This window comes from Paenimyroides baculatum (assembly GCF_008629655.1).
Classification (GTDB): Bacteria; Bacteroidota; Bacteroidia; order Flavobacteriales; family Flavobacteriaceae; genus Flavobacterium; species Flavobacterium baculatum.
Genome location: NZ_VWSG01000003.1, coordinates 16,513 through 39,846, shown reverse-complemented (window position 1 = coordinate 39,846; position 23,334 = coordinate 16,513). Strand labels below are relative to the sequence as shown.

Annotated in this window: 28 protein-coding genes; 14 read left to right on the top strand and 14 right to left on the bottom strand. The window is 34.2% G+C overall.

Annotated elements, in window-relative coordinates; genetic code table 11:
• Positions 1–39 precede the first annotated feature (39 nt).
• The 5 genes from F0460_RS04710 to F0460_RS04690 form a co-directional block, all read right to left on the bottom strand.
• Positions 40–459: a hypothetical protein gene (locus F0460_RS04710; RefSeq protein WP_150010784.1), complete on the bottom strand. Its 420-nt coding sequence runs from the start codon at positions 457–459 to the stop codon at positions 40–42.
• 3 nt (positions 460–462) lie between these two features.
• A complete protein-coding gene (locus tag F0460_RS04705; protein ID WP_150010782.1) occupies positions 463–828 on the bottom strand; it encodes a PadR family transcriptional regulator in 366 nt (121 codons plus the stop codon).
• 374 nt (positions 829–1,202) lie between these two features.
• Positions 1,203–1,694, bottom strand: coding sequence for a YdeI/OmpD-associated family protein (locus tag F0460_RS04700; RefSeq protein ID WP_150010780.1), 492 nt, complete (start codon positions 1,692–1,694; stop codon positions 1,203–1,205).
• Positions 1,695–1,825: 131 nt separating this feature from the next.
• Positions 1,826–2,254: a hypothetical protein gene (locus tag F0460_RS04695; RefSeq protein WP_150010778.1), complete on the bottom strand. Its 429-nt coding sequence runs from the start codon at positions 2,252–2,254 to the stop codon at positions 1,826–1,828.
• Positions 2,251–2,661 carry a VOC family protein gene (locus F0460_RS04690; protein WP_223810765.1) on the bottom strand — a complete coding sequence of 137 codons (411 nt, stop codon included), beginning with the start codon at positions 2,659–2,661 and terminating at the stop codon, positions 2,251–2,253. The genes F0460_RS04695 and F0460_RS04690 overlap by 4 nt, the downstream gene beginning before the upstream one ends.
• A 715-nt stretch (positions 2,662–3,376) precedes the next feature.
• Here F0460_RS04690 and F0460_RS04685 point away from each other — a divergent pair.
• The 4 genes from F0460_RS04685 to F0460_RS04670 all read left to right on the top strand — a co-directional run bounded on the left by F0460_RS04685 (position 3,377) and on the right by F0460_RS04670 (position 5,661).
• The gene (locus F0460_RS04685) at positions 3,377–3,763 is read left to right on the top strand and encodes a hypothetical protein (RefSeq protein ID WP_150010774.1); all 387 of its coding nucleotides are present in this window, start codon (positions 3,377–3,379) and stop codon (positions 3,761–3,763) included.
• Positions 3,764–3,856: 93 nt separating this feature from the next.
• The gene (locus tag F0460_RS04680; RefSeq protein ID WP_150010772.1) at positions 3,857–4,213 is read left to right on the top strand and encodes a heavy-metal-associated domain-containing protein; all 357 of its coding nucleotides are present in this window, start codon (positions 3,857–3,859) and stop codon (positions 4,211–4,213) included.
• Between the two features lie 117 nt (positions 4,214–4,330).
• Positions 4,331–4,834, top strand: coding sequence for a heavy-metal-associated domain-containing protein (locus F0460_RS04675; RefSeq protein ID WP_150010770.1), 504 nt, complete (start codon positions 4,331–4,333; stop codon positions 4,832–4,834).
• Positions 4,834–5,661: a hypothetical protein gene (locus F0460_RS04670; RefSeq protein WP_150010768.1), complete on the top strand. Its 828-nt coding sequence runs from the start codon at positions 4,834–4,836 to the stop codon at positions 5,659–5,661. The genes F0460_RS04675 and F0460_RS04670 overlap by 1 nt, the downstream gene beginning before the upstream one ends.
• Before the next feature lie 205 nt (positions 5,662–5,866).
• Here the strand turns inward: F0460_RS04670 and F0460_RS04665 are convergent, their stop codons facing one another.
• The 3 genes from F0460_RS04665 to F0460_RS04655 all read right to left on the bottom strand — a co-directional run bounded on the left by F0460_RS04665 (position 5,867) and on the right by F0460_RS04655 (position 7,899).
• Positions 5,867–6,415 (bottom strand): DUF4494 domain-containing protein, encoded by a 549-nt coding sequence (locus F0460_RS04665; RefSeq protein WP_150010766.1) that lies wholly within the window; start codon positions 6,413–6,415, stop codon positions 5,867–5,869.
• Between the two features lie 375 nt (positions 6,416–6,790).
• Entirely contained in the window at positions 6,791–7,021 is a 231-nt protein-coding gene (locus tag F0460_RS04660; RefSeq protein ID WP_150010764.1) for a hypothetical protein, read from the bottom strand.
• 80 nt (positions 7,022–7,101) lie between these two features.
• Complete coding sequence (locus F0460_RS04655; protein WP_150010762.1) at positions 7,102–7,899, bottom strand: hypothetical protein; 798 nt, start codon at positions 7,897–7,899, stop codon at positions 7,102–7,104.
• A 386-nt stretch (positions 7,900–8,285) separates the two neighbouring features.
• Here F0460_RS04655 and F0460_RS04650 point away from each other — a divergent pair, with 386 nt between their 5' ends.
• The 4 genes from F0460_RS04650 (at position 8,286) to F0460_RS04635 (ending at position 12,320) form a co-directional block, all read left to right on the top strand.
• On the top strand, positions 8,286–8,657 hold the full coding sequence (locus tag F0460_RS04650) for a DUF5004 domain-containing protein (protein ID WP_150010760.1): 372 nt from the start codon (positions 8,286–8,288) through the stop codon (positions 8,655–8,657).
• Between the two features lie 33 nt (positions 8,658–8,690).
• Complete coding sequence (locus F0460_RS04645; protein WP_150010758.1) at positions 8,691–9,044, top strand: PKD domain-containing protein; 354 nt, start codon at positions 8,691–8,693, stop codon at positions 9,042–9,044.
• A 65-nt stretch (positions 9,045–9,109) separates the two neighbouring features.
• Positions 9,110–9,847, top strand: coding sequence for a DUF3667 domain-containing protein (locus tag F0460_RS04640; RefSeq protein WP_150010756.1), 738 nt, complete (start codon positions 9,110–9,112; stop codon positions 9,845–9,847).
• Between the two features lie 1,708 nt (positions 9,848–11,555).
• A complete protein-coding gene (locus F0460_RS04635; RefSeq protein ID WP_150010754.1) occupies positions 11,556–12,320 on the top strand; it encodes a methyltransferase domain-containing protein in 765 nt (254 codons plus the stop codon).
• Positions 12,321–12,851: 531 nt separating this feature from the next.
• Here F0460_RS04635 and F0460_RS16135 read toward each other — a convergent pair.
• Positions 12,852–12,992, bottom strand: a complete 141-nt coding sequence (locus F0460_RS16135) for a hypothetical protein (protein WP_190304094.1) — start codon at positions 12,990–12,992, stop codon at positions 12,852–12,854.
• 272 nt (positions 12,993–13,264) lie between these two features.
• Here F0460_RS16135 and F0460_RS04630 point away from each other — a divergent pair, with 272 nt between their 5' ends.
• The gene (locus F0460_RS04630; protein ID WP_150010752.1) at positions 13,265–13,414 is read left to right on the top strand and encodes an SDR family oxidoreductase; all 150 of its coding nucleotides are present in this window, start codon (positions 13,265–13,267) and stop codon (positions 13,412–13,414) included.
• Between the two features lie 491 nt (positions 13,415–13,905).
• Here the strand turns inward: F0460_RS04630 and F0460_RS04625 are convergent, their stop codons facing one another.
• Entirely contained in the window at positions 13,906–14,535 is a 630-nt protein-coding gene (locus F0460_RS04625) for an NAD(P)H-dependent oxidoreductase (RefSeq protein ID WP_150010750.1), read from the bottom strand.
• 74 nt (positions 14,536–14,609) lie between these two features.
• Here F0460_RS04625 and F0460_RS04620 point away from each other — a divergent pair, with 74 nt between their 5' ends.
• Positions 14,610–14,975, top strand: coding sequence for a winged helix-turn-helix transcriptional regulator (locus F0460_RS04620; protein ID WP_150010748.1), 366 nt, complete (start codon positions 14,610–14,612; stop codon positions 14,973–14,975).
• Positions 14,976–15,398: 423 nt separating this feature from the next.
• Here the strand turns inward: F0460_RS04620 and F0460_RS04615 are convergent, their stop codons facing one another.
• Complete coding sequence (locus F0460_RS04615; RefSeq protein WP_150010746.1) at positions 15,399–15,575, bottom strand: histone H1; 177 nt, start codon at positions 15,573–15,575, stop codon at positions 15,399–15,401.
• Positions 15,576–15,766: 191 nt separating this feature from the next.
• Here F0460_RS04615 and F0460_RS04610 point away from each other — a divergent pair, with 191 nt between their 5' ends.
• A complete protein-coding gene (locus F0460_RS04610; RefSeq protein WP_223810764.1) occupies positions 15,767–16,006 on the top strand; it encodes a helix-turn-helix transcriptional regulator in 240 nt (79 codons plus the stop codon).
• Between the two features lie 2 nt (positions 16,007–16,008).
• Positions 16,009–17,271 carry a type II toxin-antitoxin system HipA family toxin gene (locus F0460_RS04605; protein WP_150010742.1) on the top strand — a complete coding sequence of 421 codons (1,263 nt, stop codon included), beginning with the start codon at positions 16,009–16,011 and terminating at the stop codon, positions 17,269–17,271.
• 132 nt (positions 17,272–17,403) lie between these two features.
• On the opposite strand, the gene F0460_RS04600 is transcribed toward F0460_RS04605, so the two are convergent.
• Positions 17,404–18,174: a DUF3050 domain-containing protein gene (locus F0460_RS04600; RefSeq protein WP_150010740.1), complete on the bottom strand. Its 771-nt coding sequence runs from the start codon at positions 18,172–18,174 to the stop codon at positions 17,404–17,406.
• Between the two features lie 107 nt (positions 18,175–18,281).
• Positions 18,282–19,082 (bottom strand): twin-arginine translocase subunit TatC, encoded by an 801-nt coding sequence (gene tatC / locus F0460_RS04595; RefSeq protein WP_150010738.1) that lies wholly within the window; start codon positions 19,080–19,082, stop codon positions 18,282–18,284.
• 188 nt (positions 19,083–19,270) lie between these two features.
• Here tatC and F0460_RS04590 point away from each other — a divergent pair, with 188 nt between their 5' ends.
• Complete coding sequence (locus F0460_RS04590; RefSeq protein ID WP_150010736.1) at positions 19,271–20,722, top strand: alanine/glycine:cation symporter family protein; 1,452 nt, start codon at positions 19,271–19,273, stop codon at positions 20,720–20,722.
• Positions 20,723–20,783: 61 nt separating this feature from the next.
• Positions 20,784–21,953 (top strand): Na+/H+ antiporter NhaA, encoded by a 1,170-nt coding sequence (nhaA, locus tag F0460_RS04585; protein ID WP_150010734.1) that lies wholly within the window; start codon positions 20,784–20,786, stop codon positions 21,951–21,953.
• 391 nt (positions 21,954–22,344) lie between these two features.
• On the opposite strand, the gene F0460_RS04580 is transcribed toward nhaA, so the two are convergent.
• Positions 22,345–23,298: a fasciclin domain-containing protein gene (locus F0460_RS04580; RefSeq protein WP_150010732.1), complete on the bottom strand. Its 954-nt coding sequence runs from the start codon at positions 23,296–23,298 to the stop codon at positions 22,345–22,347.
• Positions 23,299–23,334: the final 36 nt, after the last annotated feature.

Here is a 23,334-nt window from a genome sequence, read left to right as displayed (position 1 = left end):
TCAATATGATATTGCTGGTAACGTCTGTTTACTTATTATTTAATCAAAAAGGTCTTCCTTATACAGGTTATTGATCGATTTTTTTCTTGCACGCAAATAAAAGATCAAATGTAGAATTAACAGTATTCCCCAGATTAATGCTGTGCTGTATATTATCTGCAATTTTTCATAGTTAGAATTAAAGCTAAAAGTGAACCACAAAACAGAAATAAGGTTGTGTACAAGGTAGGTTGTGGCATGAAATCTAAAACCAACATCGTAAATGGGCAGGTATTCTCCGTCTTTTCTTCCAAAATACCATCCGCTTATAAACATAGCAGTTCCATAAAACACTGCAGATAGTGCAATGATAGTTGCAGATTTGTTATCTATACCATAGCTTAAAAAATATCTGAATACTATGGTTAAAAAAGTAGCTGCTACAGCAAACTTTAATAAGTAGGGTATGATCGTTTTCATAATTTATGGTTTTAAAAGTTTTTTAATTTCTTCAGAATAAAACAGATTGATGTTTCTGTCAACGAACTTTTTAAAAAGTTCTGATCCCAAATCGGTCAGATAATAGTATTTTCTGTCAGGTCCTTTGTTTCCTTTGCGAAGTTCGTGTTTTAATACTTCAATTAGTTCGTACTTCCTTAATGCACGGTACAAGCTTTGCTCTTCACAGGTAATGGTTCCGTTTGATTTGGTCTCTACAAAATCTTTTATTTCATCTACATACTTTGTGCCTTCTTGTAATGAAAGGAAAATCCACAAGGTTAATTGTCCTTTTTTGTATGTGTCTTCCCAAGAAGATAAAAGTTCGGTCAATTTTAATTCATTTTTCATACTAAATAATATGTATTATACAAATTGTATAGTACAAATGTAATAGTAATTTTGTTTTGAACAAAAAATTTTTAATAAAAGTTGGTTTAATTTAATTATAAAATGTTGTAGACGTTTAGTATAAAAGGATTTTTAATATGTTATTTATTGATAAAACAAACTTAACTTTGGTACTACTTTTATTTTTAGAGACAGTTGAATAGGGAAGTGGTCAAAGCATTTATTTCTGTTTTATTCAACAGTATTATTAACCGTACCAACAACTTTGTAACCTTTATACATCAAAAATTCTTTTGCTAATTCTACAAATTTATGCAAGTACATGAACTAATTTTTTCTAAGATTAATTTTTAATGAGGTTTTTGATATACGCTTTATTTAAGCATTTTTTTTCCAATAAAGGTACTTTTTCCCAACAGATAATTAATTGCTCTCTCAATTATTCGGTCTCTACTTTCCTCTGTTTTTAATAAGGTAATGTAACGCACCATTTCTTTTTTTGCAGAAGGAGATAAACTATCAAATTTTGACTTTGCTATTTCATTATTGTTTAGCGCTTCAATGAATTTAGGATGTGGCTTTATTGTCCTGTCCGACGGATCATATTCAATGGTGACTTCAATGGTTTCTCCAATGCGTTTTGGCGAATCTTTAAGCATAGTTAAATTTATGTAAAGTCGCCAAATGCCCTTGTATTTGACTAAAGTTTGTAAGTAAGGTAATCCATTTACTGTTCCTTTAATTGGGATATGCCCTTTATCTTTACCAGCTTGAATGAAAATCTCTGTAAGAATGATATCTGGTATTTGAACATAAGGATTAATTCCAATTATTTCTATAACCACATTAAAAGAATAACTTTTCATTTTTTTAATTATTCATTAATAATATTGTTTGTAATAGTGGTTTTGGCAGATAATTACTTCTGCATTGCCGTTATTTAAAACTAATGTAATTATAAAAGTACTCAATAAGTTCTGCTTTTACACAGTTCATGTTAACGATTCGTTGTTCTCGATTTTAATTTAGCGTGGCTGTTGTTATATATTTTTCCTTTCTTCGGATGTGTAAATTTTGATGCCGACCAAGTGTCATTAACGCTTAAACAGGTACTTTCTACCAAACCGAATTCGTAACCTATCTGAATAACTTTCGGTAAAGTGAGGTCGGTGCCCAACTGTCCACCTTTGGGCCATGATATCCAAAGCATTCCATCTAGCTTTAGATGCTCTTTTAGTTTCGGAAAAATCTTTGTCTGTTCTGCCTGTGTTTTGGCAAAAAAGTGAATGTAATCAAATTCGCCTTTTAAGGTTTTTGATATATTGATTTCAGGTAGATGCATGTCTTCAACGGCTTCTTTGGGAGCGTTTTCAAAATAGGCAGATGTTTTTTCCTTGATACCCATTTTTTGAGCTACTGTTCTCATCGGTTCATAGATTTTAAAATCTCTAAATAGTGTGGATTGTACATAATACCCAAAATGTTGCCAAAGGGGTCAACAACTGAAGAGGTGATAAATCCGTCTTCTCTTTCGGTTATTTTTTCGTATTCCGTGGCGCCCATTTTTACTAACTTTTCAAATGTTTTTTTTATATCGTCCACATGCCAAAACACAACGGCACCACCTATTTTATCAGAAGCCAACTTAGGCTGGTATTTCTTGTCAATAATACCCAACTCGTGTTCAAAATCTCCAATACGAAACTCGATATAAGCGGGATTTTCCTTATCGGGAAAAATGTAATACCGATCGATTCCTAGGAATTCGGTATACCATTTTTTTGCTTCCTGCAAATTGTCGGCAAAAAAACTAACGGTTGCTAATCCTCTCAATGTTGTTTTTTTTGTTTTCCATAGTTTGATGTTGAGTATTGTTGGTTGAAATGACGGCTAACTTTTCGAGAATTTGCGATGTTGACACTTTTAAACCGAAACTTTAACTAAAATACAAATTTCTATCCAAACGCAAAACGTGAACTTTGTACTTTCTGAATCTAATAGCCTGCCGAACTGCGGTTTGGTAGCTTTAAAAGTGATTTTCGACCGATTAAAAGATCGCCGCAACAAAAAGACTTTTATTCAAGCGTAACTATTTTGTTTTAGTTATCATGATTACTTCGCTTTTATCTTGTGTAGTAATCAGATCTATTCAGTTAGGCTCGTAGTTGATACTTTTTGTGTAAAAGTACAGAGAAACCGAAATATATCTATCAATAACAAGGAGATCTCAAAGCCAGATATTTCTACAACTGCAACGCCCCCGTCAGTTCGGCGGTGGTGGAAAACCCGAACAGTAAAAATTAAAAAGAGACTTTTGTTTCTTTTTGATCTTTCAAACCGTAAGATTAACTTCGTTCAGACTTTGCGATCGAGTCACTGCTTTGAAGCTGCGAAATAATGCGTGAACGTAAAAGAAAAAAAAACGAAATCTAACTGTTACTGGAATAGAGATCTCGAAACAAGATATTTCTATTAGAGTTAATATTAAATAAAATATAAAACCGTCATACAGAAAGAAAAATTTTATAACTTCGTTTTATTGAAAAATTTGATTAAACATATCGGTTTTACAATTTTATTGTGTTTGGTATTTATCGTAATACCAAACAATACTTATGCTTGTGCTAAAAAAGCAACAGGTATTGAAAAGAAATGTTGTTTGCAAAAAACATCTGTAAAAACGGAGAAAAAATCTTGTTGCAAAACAAAAAAATGCAAAAAAGACAAATCTTTAAGTGACTGCAATGGTAAGTGCAGTGACAGTTCTTGTAAATGTGGAACGGGTACATCGTTATCCCTTTTTGGCGTGCCTGTCCGTAGTTATTTTATTACAAAAGACCATTTTGCAGATACAGAAAAGCAAAATTTCGACTTTAAAAATACTTACTATTCTTCGGGGTATTTTTCTATTTGGCAACCACCAAAAATAGGCTAAACTTTTATTTAACAGCCATAATTATGTCTGGTCGAAAGCTAATTTAGCTTTTGTCGACTCTATTAATTATATCATTAATTAAAATTTACCAAAATGAAATCAATAGTAAAAATAATGCTGGTAGTTTCTTTAATACTATCAGCAACAAACACTTTTGCACAAATTAAAAATACCAAAAAAGAAACCGTTAATATTAACGGTAATTGCGGAATGTGTAAAACAACCATAGAAAAAGCGGGCAATGTAGAGAATGTTGCCAATGTAGTTTGGAACAAAGATACTAAAACAGCCATCCTTACTTTTGACGAACAGAAAACCAGTAAAGAAGAAATTTTAAAACGTATAGCGTCGGCTGGGTATGATAACGATAAATATTACGCACCTGATGACGTGTACGCAAAATTACCAGCTTGCTGCCAGTACAACAGAAGGTTGCAGTCTGAATCTTAGGGGTATTAAATTATAATTAAATTAATCTACATTAATAGACATCACTTGGGTATGAAGATATATAACTTGTATGTCAGTTTATAACCTTGCTGTCTGTCTGATAAAAAATATAAGAATATGAATCAAAATATTAAAATCGCTAATCTAAAAGGCTTATTTACCGCATTTTTTTTATTGTGCACTGTGATAAGCAAAGCGCAAATGTCAAAAATCGAGTTACAGGCTACGGGTCTTACATGCTCAATGTGTTCCAATGCAATTTATAAACAGCTGGAAACAATTCCGGGAGTAGAAAAAATTGACACTGATCTCAATACAAATACCTTTACTGTTGCCCTTAAACAAGGTAACGAGTTAACTCCTAGAGTTTTTAAAGAAAAAGTTGAGAAAGCAGGTTTTTTTGTCGGAAGTTTTATTGTAACAACAACAGATATCATTAAGCAAAACAATTATATTATAATCGATGGTAAAGCTAAAAGCCAGAAGGCTACAAAATTTAAAGTTCTAGATAAAGGATACCTAACCGATAAGGAATATAAAAAAGCAGTAAAAAATTATAAAGAAATAGCATCGTATTCAAAGGAAAACGAGACTGACTTTCATGTAAAAGTATTAAACTGATGAAGAAAATAGTCTTTGTTTTTTTAGTGTTGTTTTTGCAAAGGTTAAATGCCCAGGAGCTATTTGTTATTACAGATCCTGCTAGCAATGTTCCTGCAAAATCACTTGCGGTCAATTTAATGCAGTCTATGTTTAAAGAGCAGTTTGTCTCGGGATACAATTATCACTTAATGCCCGAAATAACGTACGGTTTAGATAAAAATTTAATGGTTCGTACTTCTGCATTTGTTAGTAATAGAAGCAACCAACTGTACTTAGAAGGAGGGAGCTTTATGGCTAAATACCGCTTTTATTCAACAGACGATTTAAATAGCCATTTCAGAATAGCTGCATATGGAAGGTATAGTTTTAACAGAGCTGACATACATCAGGAACAAATAGAAATATTAGGGCATAATACAGGATATGAAGCCGGGATAATTGCAACTAAGCTTATCAAAAAATTAGCAATCAGTTCATCGCTCAGTTATGAACAAGCTTTAGATAATCATCCTGATCATGATTTCCCTGTTTCTTTTGGTAATAATGCTACCAATTATACTCTTTCGTTCGGTAGGTTGGTTTATCCAAAGAAATATAAAAATTTCAAGGAGACAAACATAAATTTAATGTTGGAGTTTGCTGGTCAGACCATAAACGAAAACGGTAAATCTTTCTTGGATATAACTCCCGCCGTACAATTTATTTTTAACAGTCAGGCAAGAATAGATTTGGCTTACCGGCGAGAGATATACAGCTCTATGCTTCGTACAGCTCCAAATGGGGTATATATAAACCTATACTATACATTTTTTAACGTTACCGGAAAAGCTACTGTTAAAGAATAAAATGGTTGGTAACTGACTTTTTGTGTTTATTATTAAATCGTAAAAGTAATTTTATAGTCAGTTGGTGATTGAAGTTATGTAATTAGAAAAAGAAATTTTTTTATTTTCAGTTTTAAAACCTGCTCTTAAATCGATACAGAGCAGGTTTAAATTATCATTTTAACTTTTTTATTAAGGATTCAGAAGTATCAAAATAATCTATTTTCTAAACCTCTAACGCATCAATCAATGCGGCATCTTTATTTTCTTTCCATTGATCGTTTTCTAAATTGGCATTTTTTAAGTTATTGAATTGTTCTAATTTTTCTGCATCACCTTCTTCTCCACTAAAATAAGGAAAAACATCTGCAATCGCCGATTCTGATATAGTAGGAATGGTAAAGTCACCCATTGTGTTTTTCATGATAATTATGGTATTATCAAAGGCTTCTTTTACGTCATTGGCTTGTATCAGCAAATAAAAATTAGTTTTTCGTTCTTTACCGCTTTCTTCATCATAAGCCAACAACGAAATTTTAGATTTAAACCAACGATCTGCATTTTCAAATGGATGAATTTCTGCATAATTCGCCATAGTAATGTTGGTAATTTTAAATTCTTCGCTAATAAAAGCTTTCATCTCTTCGTTAATTCTCTTTTCAGCTTCTGTATAAGATAAAGCATCAACTAAATAGGGTTCTGTAACTACTTTCTGTTTTCCGGTTTCATCTAACTTTCTATATTTTACTTTACATTCATACCATGTTGCACTCATTTCTTTATTTTTTTAGGATGGCAAAGATAGGTTTAAAAGTGATGAAGTAAAGGGTGTTTTTTAAATAGATATTCACAATTTTAATGTGTTTTTAAGCAGAACGAATGATCTTTAACCACGTAATCCAATAGATCAGTTTCTTTATAAAGCAGATCGAATGTCGTTTGTTGGTAAGGTTTCGATCAATAGTCAAAACAGCAGTAGGTCTGCTTTAATGTTCTTTTAAGACCTATTTCTTTTATAGTTTCGGTTATGTAGCTTTCTTTAAAATGGCGGTATTCTGTTTTTTTTGTTTTCAATTTCAAGTTTGTACTGTGCCACCTGGTTCTTCCTATGCATATTTTAAAACAAGACTAGTAGCACACGCTTCGTTTTTTATTTTTTAATTTCAACAAAAATAGAATGTGCATATCCGTTTTTTGTACCATCAGTTAGGTTTTTAGCCACCCCGTTTATCCATAATTTAGCCACATCTCTATCATTGTCATTTTTTTCATATCCTGCTATGTAAATAGTATTGTTTTTTACAAAAACCGAATTCGCAACAGCGTGGTGTTTCCCATCTGTAATAGATTGTACTTTTCCGTTAACCCATAATCTCGCCACTTCAATACCGTTGATATTCTCACTGCCAATAATATATGTATTGTTGTTCCAAATATATATTGATCTTGCAAAGGAATTGTTTAAGCATCAGACAAATTCTGAGATTTTCCGTTTTTCCATAATTTCGCTATATATTTATCATTTTCTATTTCATATCCTACAACATTAGTGGTACCATTATCAACAAATAAAGAAAGCGCATAAGAATCATTTAATCCATTGCTAAGATTTTGTGGTTTTCCGTTTTTCCAGATTTTTGCTACACTGTTATTTCTGTAATGTTTGTTTTTATTTCCACTTTGTTCGTGTCCACATATATATTCATCTCCTTTATATACAAAAATCGAAGCATCATTCGTTGGGTTTTCACCATTTGTTACATCAGTATAAACACCATTTTTCCATAGCTTAATAGCATAATTTTTTGTATTATATTGGGCACCAAGAATATAAACGTTGTTATTGTCTATAAACAAAGAACTGGTATGAGCAGCAGTTTTACCGTTTGTCAATTTTTGTATTTTTCCATTTTTCCAAATAGTTGCAACATATTCATTATCAAGTATAACAGATCCTACAATATAAACATCATTGTTGTTTACAACTACAGATTTTGCATCTGAATATAGTTCATTGCTTTCTAAGTCAATGTCTTCTCCATTTTTCCATAGTTTAGCTACGTGTTTCATGCCTACTTCGTCTGCAATCTCTTCTATTGAAGATTCAAACTTACTATCATTATATTCGTATCCTACAACATATATATCAGCATCATTTAAAGTTTTACTTGTATCAGTTAATATTTTGTTTGTTTTACATGACATTAATATACTTACAATTGAGATAGTGAATAATAATTTTATAATATACGAATTCATTTGATCTTATTTTTTTGATTAATTCTTTTAGCGTAATGTTATTCATAATATCGCACAACTTAACTATTAACGAATATACTCACTTTTTAAGATTGCTCGTATCTTTCTAGAGAGACTATTTTATTAGTGAGTTAACCTTAATAACTGGGTTTCTGGTAAAAATTATTTTTGCTTTGGTCATTTTCTTAAAATCCTGAATCAGGTTCCTAATAGCAAAATGTTTGCATAAAACTATCACCCATAATATAATGTGTTAATTTATTTTTATATAAATGTTAAATTTGTATAATTTGTAACTTTACTTAAATTTTAAATTAACTTTTTAAGTTATATCTCAATTTTTGATAATAATTTGTATATTTAATATAAATTAAAAACTAAATATTATGAAAACAATAGTATTATTATTTATGACGTTGTTTCTAACAGCAGGCACGGTAACTGCCCAAACTTCAAAAGAACTTGTCGGTAAATGGCAGTTGGTCAAATGGACTCACAACAACAAAGAAAAAGATATTAAAGACTATTTTAAGACTGATCAGGTATATCAGATCTTTATGGAAGACGGAAAATTTGACAGCAAGATCGGAGACGAACTACATCACGGAAAATGGAGTCTTTCTAAAGACAATAAAGAACTGGTAATTAAAAATGCACTGATTCCAGTAAAGTTTCAGATTGATTATTTTACTGCAGAAAAACGTATTATGACATATCCTCAATTGGGAAGTTTTGAATACAAAAAGATTACTGAATAGAAGCAGTTAAAAATACCCTAACTATATATAATTATGAGAATAATTGGCTTTTTTTCTATAGTGATTCTATTTATTACCGCATGTAGTAAAGATGAGTCAGAGCATGTTGCAGATTGTTTCGGGCAATCACTCTTTGCAAATGTGCACCATGAAATTTCAAATGAAAATTCAAAAACGGTGAACCTTAACGTTACGTACAGCAGTACTACGCATACTTTAAAGAATACAATTAAGTGGAACTATGGTGACGGAATAACAGAAACTGTTACAGGAACTTCAACTTCGCATACTTATGCTAAGGCGGGATCATACACCGTTATAGCTTCTGTATCTTTAGTAGATCCTAACTGTACTTTTGACATAAAAGAAAGTGTAGTTGTACAGTAAATAAAAGGTCTAGATGTAAAAGCACATCTTCTTTTCAAGTTAGCTAACCCGGGAATAAAGCATTTATGGAAAAAATATGTAAAAACTGTAACAGCCTTTTTACCGGCAATTACTGTAATACCTGCGGTCAGTCGGCCAAAACGCATCGAATCGATTGGTCATTTCTTATGGAAGATGTAGAGCACGGTATTCTGCATTACGATAAAGGTATCAGTTACTCTTTAAAAAGGCTGTTTCAAAAACCTGGTGAAGAAATACGCAATTACATTGCAGGTAAAAGGGTAGGGCATTTTCGTCCTTTGTCACTTTCCATAATACTGGCAACCGTATATGCATTAATCTACCATTTGGCAGATGTTAAAATAATAAGTACTACAAACAGCGAATCCATACATCATATGGAACGGGTAATGAAGTATTATTCGTGGTACGTTCTTTTTACAATACCGGTCTTCACGTTTGCAACAAAAACCGCATTTAAGGTTAATTGGCTTAACTTTTCTGAACTCATTATCTTTGAAGCTTTTAAAAGTAGTCAGCGACTGGTAGTCCACATTTTGTTTCTTCCGGTATTTTATATGCTTTCAGCACATCCGGGATTTATTTCGGTGGTGAACTATATATTAATAACGCTCGATTTTATGCTTATTTTGTGGACAAACAGCCAGTTCTTCAGTCATGTTAAATTATCATGGGTGGTTCTAAAAAGCCTGGTTGCCTATCTTATCCATACATTTATAATATTAGCTTGTTTGGTAATGCTGGTTCTGGCAGGTAATTACTTCGCCATAACCATTATTTAAACTAATGTAATTCTAAAAAACTACTAGTTAGTTTTTACACTTAAGTGTCTAATTTACTTTGAAGACGTACAGTCCTGATAGTTTGAATTTTTTGAAAGTGAAAACCGAAATTGCTGCCAATACAGGAATTAAAGTTAAATAAAGAATAGTAAGTATAGATAGTAAGTATAGATAGTAAGTATAGATAGTAAGTATAGATAGTAAGTATAGATAGTAAGTATAGATAGTAAGTATAGATAGTAAGTATAGATAGTAAGTATAGATAGTAAGTATAGTTGGCGACTCTGTGATAAAAAATATTGTCCGGCAATGCGGAAAGCCAAAGTTGCTAAAAACCAGATTAAAAAACTATACCGATAATCGGAATAATAAATTTTCTGTTCATTTTAAATGTTTTCGCAAATATAACATTAATTTAGGGTAGGCTGTGTGAAGTTTCTCTCGCACTCTAATATTAATGGAGAATTTATTTTAGCATCACAAAAATTTACTTTTGATTTCAAAGCTGTATAGCATTCTTTTTTCAATCTTAATTCTCAAAACTAAGTATTCATAATCACTTTTTTTAATTCCCTCTTTACTAATTCCACTTAAAATCAAAAAACACAATGACTCATTCCACACGAATCAAAAGCGGTATTTAAGCTTTAAGTAGCTTGGTTCGCGTCACGACTTCCAAGCTGTTAAATAAAGCCTGGGCGTAAAAGAAGAGAAAAACAGAAAGGTATCGATTACTAACAATGGAGATCTCGAAGCCAAATATTTCTAACACTCCTAATCCACGTCAGTTCTAGCCCAGTCGAGAACTCTGCGGTAAGTGATCCTGTCGAACTGCCCATTTTCTTAACTATGTACTGTCATTCCGGACTTGTTCCGGAATCTCCAACATATAAAAACCAAACAGCTCAACAACCCCGTCAGTTCGAGCCATAGTCGAGAACCAATACATCCAAACTAAAAATAGCAGTTTGCTGTCACCCCTTGCTTGACAAGGCACATAACATCTGGCATCCCGCACCTAGCACCAGGCACCCAACACCTAACATCACACATATAAACAACCCCACGTCAGTTCTAGCCCAGTCGAGAACTCTGCGGTAAGTGATCCTGTCGAACTGCCCATTTTCTTAACTATTTACTGTCATTCCGGACTTGTTCCGGACTTGTTCCGGAATCTCCAAGATATAAAAATCAAACAGCTCAACAACTCCAAATCCACGTCAGTTCGAGCGATAGTCGAGAACCAATACATCCAAACTAAAAATAGCAGTTTGCTGTCAACCCTTGCTTGACAAGGCACATAACATCTGGCATCCCGCACCTAACACCTAACACCTAACATCACACATATAAACAACCCCACGTCAGTTCTAGCCCAGTCGAGAACCAATACATCCAAACTAAAAATAGCAGTTTGCTGTCACCCCTTGCTTGACAAACGGGCAGACAAGTAGAAAACATGGAGATTAGTATCATTAAAAATAAAATGTACTATTAACTAAACGATATGAATTTTTTAATTGGGTATGGAATCACTGAACGATTCATCTCTATCTGCTGATTTAATATAAAAACATTAATAATTCAAGTTGCTTTTAAATTAAAAAATAATTGACCAATAAATAGAATCAAACACCATATTATATTTGGACTGAGTTGAAATTTGTATATTGTACAGTAAGATCGTCTAATCCTAAAATCGTATACCATGCCTTGGAACCCTGAAACATACAACCAGTTTAAAAACATCCGCTACCAACCGTTTTTTGATTTGACTGAATTTATTTCTCCACAAAATATTAAAACTGCAATTGATATAGGCTGCGGAACAGGCGAACAAACCCATATTCTTTCACAAAAGTTTGATAATGCGAATTTTATCGGGATTGATTCTTCTGCGGAAATGCTTGCGAAAAGTAAACAATTTAAAACTGAAAAACTGGATTTCAAATTGGCTTCTGTAGAAGAATTTATTCAGTACAATCAAAAATTCGATCTTATTTTTAGCAATGCGGCGCTTCAATGGTCAGACAATCATGAGGAGTTATTTCCAAATTTAATTTCACATCTTACTGAAAACGGACAATTTGCAATTCAAATGCCCATGCAGGCTCACAATGTTCTCAATATAATACTTCTTGAACTCGTTCAGGAAAAACTATACAGTGAGTTCCTCAACGGTTGGAAAAGAGAACCGACGATGCTGAGCATTGACGAATATGCGCAAATTATGTTTGATGGTGGTCTAAAGGATATTCAGATTATTCAAAAAGTATATCCGATCATTGCAGATGATGCTGAGAAATTATTTGATTTTATTTCTGGTTCTGCACTGATTCCGTATATGGAAAGACTATTAGAAGAACAATCCGAAATTTTCATTGGTGAATACAAAAAAAGAATAGAAAAAACATTCTCAAAATTTCCTGCGATTTATTCTTTCAAACGCTTGTTGCTTTATGGTAAAATGTAAGATAGTGACTGTTGTTTCAATAGGAATATCAAAAATTGTTATACAAAATCAAGACATTAAGTTAAAAAACGTAAGATAATTCAAATTAAAATACGTATATTTATAAAAAATTATACAAACAATGTTTACCGAAACAGATTTAATGCTGATAAGGGAGGGTTTGCTACAAAAATTGAATGAAGATTTTAAAAGATTTCGCAGTCATAGCGAAGAAAACTTAAAGATTTTAAAAATCGTAGGAAAAATAAATTTGTACATGCAAGTACAGGTTTAAATAATATCTCACTGAACACCCGGCTTTTCTATAAGCTGGGTGTTTATTTTTACAGTCACACTACTTGCAGATTATTTTTACTCAATAGGTAATTTTATAAACGGAATAAAAAACACACTCATTAACCTACCAAAGCAATGAGTGTGTAAAATTCTTTTCTTCAAAACTAATGATAACATTCCAATAGTTGTGCCGCTACATCGTACAAGTCTTAATTTTATCTAAATACCGGTATCATTGGCTTGTAGCAGCTGTTTTTATAAAATAAAAGGTACTATTGCCTCAGTTAAAACTGACAAATAATAATGAATATTATCATCTAAATAAGTATCATCTTCCTGAGGTAAACTCATAGCACCACAAACAATAGCTCCGTTTTTCCTAATTCTTAATGACATATTAAGTTATTTTGATTTTTGTGTATTATTGTATATAGTTACCAAAATTTAAATGTGTTCAGCACTTCTGGATTTATTCATTTACGTCGTCTTAGTTTTTTTTAGATAAAAAAAATAAGAAACCAAACCGCTCGGTTTATCAGCAAAGTACGCAGCTTTAAATTTTATTGCAAAAACTCCGTGTGAATATTGTAAGCCCCGCACCAATCAAAACTGAATTACTTACCAAACCCGGATTGGATGAAAAAGTATTGGAACGTTTGAATGATTAGATGATTAATAAAATTCCGTTGAAGAAAATGGGATCTGTAGAAGATTTTGCTAAAGCTGTTGTTTATTTATCTGATAATGATGCGGCTAATTTTGTGAAAGGAACTGAAATCCTGATCGACGGCGGAATGATTTTAAGGCCAAATATGTAAGCGGTATATTTAAAATGTTGCTATAATTGCAAAACGTCTCTATTTAAGCTCTAAATAAAGTAAATCCATTATATTAAAGACGAACATTGTTCGTCTTTAATATTTAAATAGCTCAAACCATAAGTATAAATAGTAAAGACTAGATTGTAATCCCAAATGTATTAATTGATATTTTTAAGCATTTTATTAATGGAAGGTGTCTTATTGGATAACGAAAAATCAATATTTCAAAATAAAATATCCCTGCTGCAAATTACAATAGAGTCCCAATTTATCGGGTCAGCGGTTAAATTGTTCATTTAGTACCAATTTTTCATTCCCATAAAATAAAAACAATACTGTAATACTACATTCATTTGCGGAAGGAACGGTCTAATTACGATGGAATTTTAACTGCTGTCAATGCGCAGCCATAGCATTAAAATAACTCGATATTCTCATAAGTCAATAACTTTGTTGGTATCATTCATAATTTCAAACGTAGATAGGTTTTACTCTATACAGGTAACAAACTTTTGTTTGTCAAGTCTTACTTTGGTAAATCCTGCAAACACATCTTTTTCCGTGTCTCTATAGCCAAGCGCCAATATAACAACAGTTTTAAGTCCTCTTTCTTTTAAGTTAAGTAGTGTGTCAAACTTTTCGCCATCAAAACCTTCCATTGGGGTAGCATCTATTTTAAGTTCCGCAGCAGCAATTAATGCGGTTCCCAATGCAATATAAGCCTGTCTCGATGCCCATACAAAATTTTCATGTCTTTCTCTTTGCAGTATATTATTTACTAAAGCTACTTTAAATTCCGACAGATTTTCTGTTTTAATTCCTCTTACATGGGCAATCTGCTCAATGTATTCTTCAATATGGTTTAATGTAATTCCATCAAATGCAGCAAAAACCAATAAGTGCGATGACTCTGCAATTTGCGAATTAAAAGATCCTTCTCCAAGTTGCTTCTTAAGTTCCTCATTTTCTATTGCAATAAGGCGAAAAGGTTGTAACCCCGCAGAAGATGCAGAAAGCCTGGTGGCTTCTATAATCTGGTCAATCAATTCTCCACTAATTTTTTTGTCACTGAATTTTTTTGTGGAATACCTCCACTTAAGGTTTTCTATTAATTGCATATCTTTTTAATTTTTGTCAAAGTTGCAAAATATTTGTATACTTTTGTCACTAACAAACAAAAAGTAATAGTAACATGCAGGTAACCACAAAAACAGTAATACCGCATTCTTCAGAAGAGTGCAGACACTCTATAAGGGCCGTGCATGACGCAATGTATGTATTGGGCGGAAAATGGAAAATTTCAATTGTAGCCTGTTTATTGTTTGGTGCAAAACGATATTCGGATATTCTAAGGGAAGTTGAGGGTATATCAGGTAAAATGCTCAGCAGGGAATTAAAGGAAATGGAAGTCAATTTTTTGGTTAAACGTACCGTGGGTAAATCACAACCCGTGATGGTAAGTTATGAACTTACCGAATATGGCGAATCTGTAAAACCGGTAATTGCAACCCTTGCCAATTGGGGACAGATACATCGCCAATGTGTTGCAAAAAGGTAGTTGGAAAATAAATTTTCAAAGAATATATTTTTCCTTTTACAAGAAACGTTTTTTTTTAATTATATTTTTTTGTTTAATTATTACTGCTTATAATCACTTTTCTCATTTACAATTTAAAAGAGCAGTGGCATGGTTGCCGTACACCAGGTCATTTTAGCTATTTAAATATTAATAAAGTTTGATAATGTGTCAGCATTTTTCATATTAAAAATAATTCAATTGTTAACCTTTTAGTAGGTACATCTGTACATCGATCTGAATTCGAAGATCTTTTAAGAACGAAGATTTTAAGAAAAGTCAAACCTGGAGGATTTCAGTTACTGAAGGAAAAGGTTGAAAAAATGATTTTACAATCATAAGTCAGTTTGCAATTGTGTCTCCTGTTGATCCTATATTAATAAAAGCTCCCATTGGGAGCTTTTATTATTTTTTTGATTCTTCTAAAGATATCTTACGGAATTCTTTTAAAAGTTTTTCAAGGTTCAAAGTTGATTTACGGGCTCTTGTTCCTGCTGCTTTGTTTGCTTTTTCTGATTGTAATTGTGCATCTTCGTTAAACGCTGCCATTTCAGCGTTGATTTTTCCGATTAGTTCTTGCATGATATTTTTTATTTAGTGAAGGTGCAAAAATAAACTTTTCCTTGTTTTACAAAGTACTTTTCTGATTTTTAATAGCTCTTCATATCTCTATTATTTTATAAATGTTTATTATATTGCACTTATTGTTGATATTTTGTATATTTGTTTATTATAACAAACATTTTATGTTGGATTTTATAACGATAAAAGAGGTGAAGACTACCATTGGAAAATGGTGCAGGAGCATGCGTAAATCTGAAAAGTTAACTCAGCAGGAATTAGCTGATGCACTTGATCTTTCCAGATATACCATTACAAATTTGGAGAACGGTGAAAATGCAACGTTGGAAACACTGTTGAAAGTTATACAGCACTTTGATCAGATGAAATCATTGAATAGGTTTATATTATCTGAAATCGGAAATCTGGACGAAAATAAATCACTTTATTAATTATGGCGGAAAATCAAGTAATAGAACTGTATTTCCAAGGAGTGGAAATTGCAAAGATCGGGTATGATGAAAACAGGAGAAAAGCTTCTTTTCAATACAACCCGGAATTTCTCGCTTTGAATATTTACAAGAGACTTTTTCCCTATATTATCAAAAGGACTTCAATTGTACAGGTTTTTTCAGAGTTTGAAGGAGAAACATTTAGAGGACTGCCTCCCATGATTGCCGATTCGCTTCCTGATTATTTTGGGAATATCGTATTTAGGGAATGGTTGGAATCTGCCCGTAAAGACTTGAAAAGTATATCACCCTTAGAGCAGCTTACCTACGTAGGGAAAAGAGCAATGGGCGCCTTGGAGTTTGCTCCTGCAAAAGAAATGGACTCGAGCTCAGGGATAAACATCGGTGAAATTACCGAAGTGGTACGAAAGGTATTAGATTTGAAAACTTCAGTTGAAGAGAAAGGATTAACAGATATCGCTTTGCTAAATATTTTTAAGATAGGTACGTCTGCAGGTGGGGCAAGACCCAAAGTTTTAATTTCAGAACATAAGTTAACAGCCAATCTTATACCCGGTGATCTGGTGACTTCCAATGAGTATAATCATTACCTGATAAAGCTGTGTATTGAGGAAAATCAAACGTATTCAAAAGAAAAGGTAGAATATATTTATTATAAAATGGCAGTAGCTGCAGGTATTGATATCATGCCTTCCAAACTTATCGAAGATAAGCATTTTGCTACGTTACGGTTCGATAGGCAGCAGGGGGAAAAGATTCATGTGTTAACCGCCTCAGGAATGACTGGTTGGGACTTTACCGTACCTGAGCATTCTTCTTACGAGAATCTTTTCCTACTGGCAAATGACTTGCGGGTTCCACATAAAGATATTAGGCAGCTATTTAGAAGAATGGTTTTTAATTTAGTGTTTGCAAATACAGATGACCATTTAAAGAATTTTTCTTTTATGTATAATAAGCAGGAGGACAGATGGTATCTGGCACCCGCGTACGATCTAACATATCCTTTGGATGCCCTGCTGAACTATACCAGGGTTACAAGGGCTTTGTCTGTTAATAAAAAACGGACTGGAATTACAAAAGAAGATCTGCTTTTAATTGCGGATCAGTTCAGTGTAAAAGATGCCAACGGAATTATAAAGGAAGTTACACAGGTTGCGTTAATTTTCAGACAGCTCTGCAGCTTGCATGATATGCCTGAGAAAGCGGCAGATAAAATAGAATCCGAATTCCACTTTTTTTAGTTTTGGTTTTAAATTTTAAGTGTATCTCTTTTTGCATAAATAACAAAAACCCGTATTCACGGGTTTTTGTTATTATATAATTGAGCTTGTAGAATACTTACTTAAATTTAAATGTTTTAAAACCAGTAAGATTTATTGTTGCTGAATCATTTCTTCGATGGCATCCCACAGCTTTATTCTCTTTTCCAGCGATTCTTTGGCAGTTTTTGCTGTTTCTGCCCATTTTACAGGATCTTCTCCGCATAAAATACTAATCATTTCAAAAGCCATGGGACCGTGCTCATCGGCATCCAGTTCGATATGACGTTCAAAATAATACACCAACTCACTTAAATCGGCTTCTTGAAAAGTTGCTTTGAATTCTTTAAGCATCTCGGTGAACATTCCGGGGATAAGGTCTTCACGACCAAAAGTAAATGCTGAAGCAATTTCATGTGATTTCCCGTTTGCTATCACTTCAAAGGTAAATGTGAGAAATTCCTTGATGTTTGGGTGCAGTTCACTTGACTTTATCGCACTGAATATGTCTGTTGCTTTTACAGTATCAAGAAACTTTTCAAGCGTTTCTGTACTGGCATTGCTCTTTTTCATGGCTTCCACATACATCTCAAAATGGCTTAAACGTTTACCGTCATGGGTTAAGTCCGATTCTTCCGCAAGCACTATCTCATTTATAAGATAACGTACTTCAGGGTTAGGTGAAGCAAACCAAGGGCTTGTTGTACAGGTAAGTTTTGATTGCAGCGCCTTTAAAAGCGACATAAAATCCCAAACGGCATAAACATGTACTTGCAGAAAAACCTGAAGGTCTTCTAGGGTTTTTATCTTTTCATAAAGTGTATGTCTTGCCAGGCTGCTCTTCAACGGTTCTATGTAGCTGTTTATTTCTATTGTTGATCTCATGATTTTTTTTGCAAATATAATGTTTAGCGATATGTTAGTAAAATAACACCGGAAAATTTACTTTGTTGATCTTAATCTTTAAAGTTTCAATATTTGGTATAGCGGTTTTATACTGTTTTTAAGCGAAAGGTACCTGTCAGATAAATGCTGGCTTCATAAAGTATAGTCATAGGTATTAAGAGAAGCACCTGACTTAAAATGTCAGGCGGCGTTATTACGGCTGATGCAATAAGTATAATCACATAGGCATACCGTCTGTATTCTTTTAAAAAAGCAGTTGAAATCAGACCTGTGCGGTAAAGGAAATAAATAATCACCGGAAGGTTAAAAACTACACCGGAAGCTAAAAGGGTAGTACGCACCAATGAGATGTAGGAATTTACGTCTATCTGGTTCTCTATGACATCGCTTATACTGAAACCACTAAAGAAATTGATTGATAAAGGAACGATGACATAGTATCCGAAAGGTACACCGATAAAAAAAAGAAGGCTGGCAGATGATAAAAAAAGCAGTCCGTATTTCTTCTCATTTTTATAAAGAGCAGGGCTTATATATTTCCAGAATTCGAACATAATTAGCGGAAAGGCTGCCATAACGCCAAAACTGAAGCAGGTCCATATCAATACGGACAGCTGGCCTTCCATCTTTCTGTTCTGAAGTTCGAAATTGAACTCCGTAGCAAACAAAGTCGTATCCATACTTAAAGTTTCAGCCAGATTTCTGTAGATGGTGTAAGTAGGAAAATCTGTGTTTTTCGGTGCGAATATAATCTGGTCGAAAATAAAGTCGCTAAATATAAAGGCAAGGATCGAACAGATAACTATTCCTGTGAAACATCTTATAAATAACCACCTTAGCTCTTCAAGGTGGCTTAAGAAAGACTGTTTTTTGTCGGTTTTATCCATTTTGGCGTGTATGTTTTTTATAAAAGATAGTTAAAGTTATTTTGATGATTGCCTTTAGTAGGAATGTATATTTTGTTTAAAAGTGCCTATATTTGTTCAAATCAGCTTTTTTTTTATCTGTACGCATGTATGAGAATAGTGGAAATACAAACACGATATTGGGCTGGATCAGTAAAAAATAAATATAAATGGAATCGATTGTTTACTGGATAAATGAGATTGTGTGGAGTAACGCTTTGGTTATACTCTGCCTTTGTGCAGGACTTTTTTTTAGTTTTAAACTGCGGTTTCCACAGGTCAGGCTCTTCAGGGAAATGATCAGGTTGTTGTTCGGTACTAAAAAATCCGATGAGGGAATTTCTTCTTTTCAGGCGTTTACGCTTGCTATATCCGGTCGCATCGGTACGGGAAATATCGCAGGTGTTGCTACAGCTATTGCGATGGGCGGGCCTGGAGCGGTTTTCTGGATGTGGGCAATCGCTTTCTTGGGAAGTGCCTCTGCAGTAATAGAAGCTACATTGTCCCAAACCTATAAAGAAGTAAGTAAGGGTGAGTTCAGGGGAGGTCCTGCATACTATATTTTAAAAGGCTTGAAAAGCAGGCCTTTTGCAGTGTTGTTTGCCGTCATAACGGTAGTAAGTTGCGGTTTTTTGCTTCCAAGCGTTCAAAGTAACAGTATTGCACTGGCAGTTGAAAAGGCATTTAATTTTAGTACCCTTCATACAGCAATCGCTGTATGCCTGCTGCTTGCGCTAATTATAATCGGCGGGGTGAAAAGGATCAGTAAGGTCGCAGAAGTAGTTGTTCCGTTTATGGCGATTTCCTATATTGTGATGGCGCTGGTGATCATAGGCTTGAATATATCCGAAGTTCCGCAGATGTTCTCGCTGATCTTTAAATCTGCATTCGGTCTCGACGCTACTTTTGGCGGTATGGTGGGTGCAGCAATAAGCTGGGGTGTACAGCGGGGAATATACAGCAATGAGGCCGGGCAGGGAACCGCTCCGCATGCTGCTGCTGCTGCTGAAGTGTCACATCCTTACAAACAGGGACTCGTTCAGGGGTTTTCGGTATATGTAGATACCTTGTTCGTATGTACGGCTACGGCACTTATGATCCTTTTTACCAACCAGTACAACGTACTTGATGAAGGTTCGGGCTTTATAGTGGAAAATATTCCGGGAGTCGAAGCGGGCACCGCTTTTACGCAAAACGCCGTCAGTGTGCACTTTCCTTCCTTTGGAAATGAATTCGTTGCAGTTGCCCTCATGTTTTTTGCCTTTACCACCATCATGGCCTATTACTATATTGCAGAATCGAATATCGATTTTCTGTTAAAGGGTAAAAAGGTAAAGTACGGTATATGGGCATTAAGGATTTTAATACTTGGATCTGTATGCCTCGGATGTTTAAAATCTGCTAAATTGGCGTGGACATTGGGAGATATAGGCGTGGGACTTATGGCTTGGATCAATCTTATAGCCATCCTGCTGCTTTATAAAAAGGCTGTTGCTATAGCGGGTGATTATGAAACACAGAAAGCTGCCGGTAAGGATCCGCAGTTCGATAGTTCTGTGCTTAATCTCGAAAACGCCGACTATTGGAATTCCAAAGTAAAAGGAGATAGTACAGATAAATAGGAAAACTTTCAAAGGGTAATGGTATCTTTGAGGAACTTTTAAATGAAAAATTCTTTGTAAAATGAGCGATAAGATTAATTTGAATGTGTTCAAGGACTTTGTAAAATCAAATAATTTCGGAGGTATACTCCTTTTTCTTTGTGTTATACTGTCCCTTACAGTAGCTAACTCTCCACTGGCGGAAGGTCTTCAGAATATTTTGGATACTGTTGTTGGTTTTGAAAGCGGATCCGTTCATCTTAATTATTCCGTATCTATGTGGATCAATGACGGGCTGATGGCAATTTTTTTCTTGCTGGTTGGTCTGGAAATAAAAAGGGAAATTGTCGAAGGTGAACTTTCTTCGCCAAAGAAAGCCCTTTTGCCGATCTTGTGCGCCGTTGGCGGTGCTGTTGTTCCGGCTCTTATCTTTTATACATTTAACAGTGGCACTGAAACCATACACGGTTGGGCAATTCCTATGGCAACCGATATTGCTTTTGCACTGGCTGTAATATCCCTGCTTGATAAAAGAGTTCCTGCAAGCCTGAAGATTTTCCTTGCAGCACTTGCAATCGTAGACGATCTGATCGCTATTCTGGTAATCGCGTTTTTTTATTCCGAAGGTATAGAATTATCGTATCTTGGGTACGCAGCTGCGGGAATGGCTGTTCTGATACTGATGAACCGTTTCAACGTTAAAAATCCGTACTTATATCTTATACCGGGTATCTTTATCTGGTATTTTGTCCATCATTCGGGTATTCACGCTACAATTGCCGGGGTTATGGTTGCAATGACGCTTCCTACCAACGATACCACTGTGGAGTCTCCATTGGAAAGGTTGGAACATGCACTTGTTAAACCTGTAAACTTTCTGATAATTCCTGTTTTTGCTTTCGCAAATACGAATATTACGCTGCAGGCAGAAATGTTGCACGGACTAACTGCTCCGCTGGGTCTGGGAATCTTTTTCGGACTTATGTTAGGAAAGCCTGTGGGAATACTGCTTACAACTTGGGTTTGCCGCAGATTGGGCATAGCTTCGTTACCAGAAGGAAGTACTTGGATGCACATTATAGGTGTAGGTATGTTGGCAGGTATAGGTTTTACCATGTCCATATTTATCTCCATACTGTCTTTTCAGAATCCTTTGTTCGTATCAGAAGCTAAACTTTCTGTTTTGCTTACTTCAATAATAGCCGGTACTGCAGGATACATTCTACTTAAGGCAAATTCAGATAGAAGATAGTGTCTTTAAATTTTGATTGTTTAGACGGTTAAGTAGAGTTTTTTTTTAATACTAATTCAATTAGTATTAAAATATTTTAATTACAAATACTGGTGTTGCAGTTGCGTTTTCAGTTTTTTTATTCCGTAAATGCCGTAATATTGAATAGTATAAATGTACTGTTGCTACAAATATGAATATCTGAATTATTAGCAGTCTGTTTCAAAGAATTGATGATATTAAAAGAATCTTCTGCTCACGTATTATAAGACTAATGTGTCACTTGCACAAAATCTCTATATCTAATTAGTTTTAAACATTATAGAATTATTTAAATATTTGCATTCTTACATATAAGATAAAAGCAGGTATCTTTAAAATACCTGCCTTTAATCAACAATTAAAAATTAAACTAAGGAAGTAAAACACGGTCAATTAAATGAATGACACCATTTGTCGCAAGCATATTAAAAGATGTGATTACAGAAGGCATTTCATTACCGTTACCCTTAACTGTTGCTTGGCTTCCTAAAGCAACCATAAGCGTGCCTCCATTTACGGTAGTAAGAGACTGACCATTTGATAAATCTGATGAAAAAGCTCTTGCTGCAAGTACGTGGTAGGTTAAGATGGAAGCAAGCGTATCAGGATCTGCACTCTGTATTGAGGCAATTGTGGGAAAACCTGCATCTATAAATGCCTGGTTGCTTGGTGCAAAAACCGTAAGGTTTCCTTCAGCAGATAAAACTTGTGCAACATTTGTAGATCCTTGGCTTGCACGTAAAACTGCGGCAACAAGGTATGTAAGGTTTGCATTTGCTTGAGCCATCTGCACAATGGTACCTTTTGGTGGCATCAGAACGCGTTCCACAGCGTGTATTACTCCATTTGAAGCAGCCATATCAGCTGAAGTTACTTTCCAGCCGTTTACAAAAACACCTCTACTATCTTTTGTAAGATATAGTTTATCCCCGTTTGCGGAGGTTACTTCGGCATTTGGCCCGGCAGGTACATTAGCTGCTGTCACTTTGCTTGTAAGCGTATGGTAAAGAAGCAGGTCTTTTAAATCTGCTGCTGCCATACTATTAATTGCCTCTTGTGTTATTCCCGAAGCCATGAAAGCTTCGTTGTTCGGTGCAAAAACAGTAAATGGTCCGGTTCCGCTTAATGTTTCGGCTAAGTCGGCTTTGACTACTGCGGATTTTAAAAGGGAATAGCTGCTGTTATCACTAACAATAGCAGCAATTGTTTTTTGCTGCGGTTCAACATTTGGCATGTTGTCATCACTGCATGAAATCGTCAGTGATAAGAATGCAAGTGCAAGTGCTGCGCCGGCATTTTTTTTAAAGGATGTTCTTCTTTTCATAATAATTGTATTAAAATTTATATTAATTTTTAAATT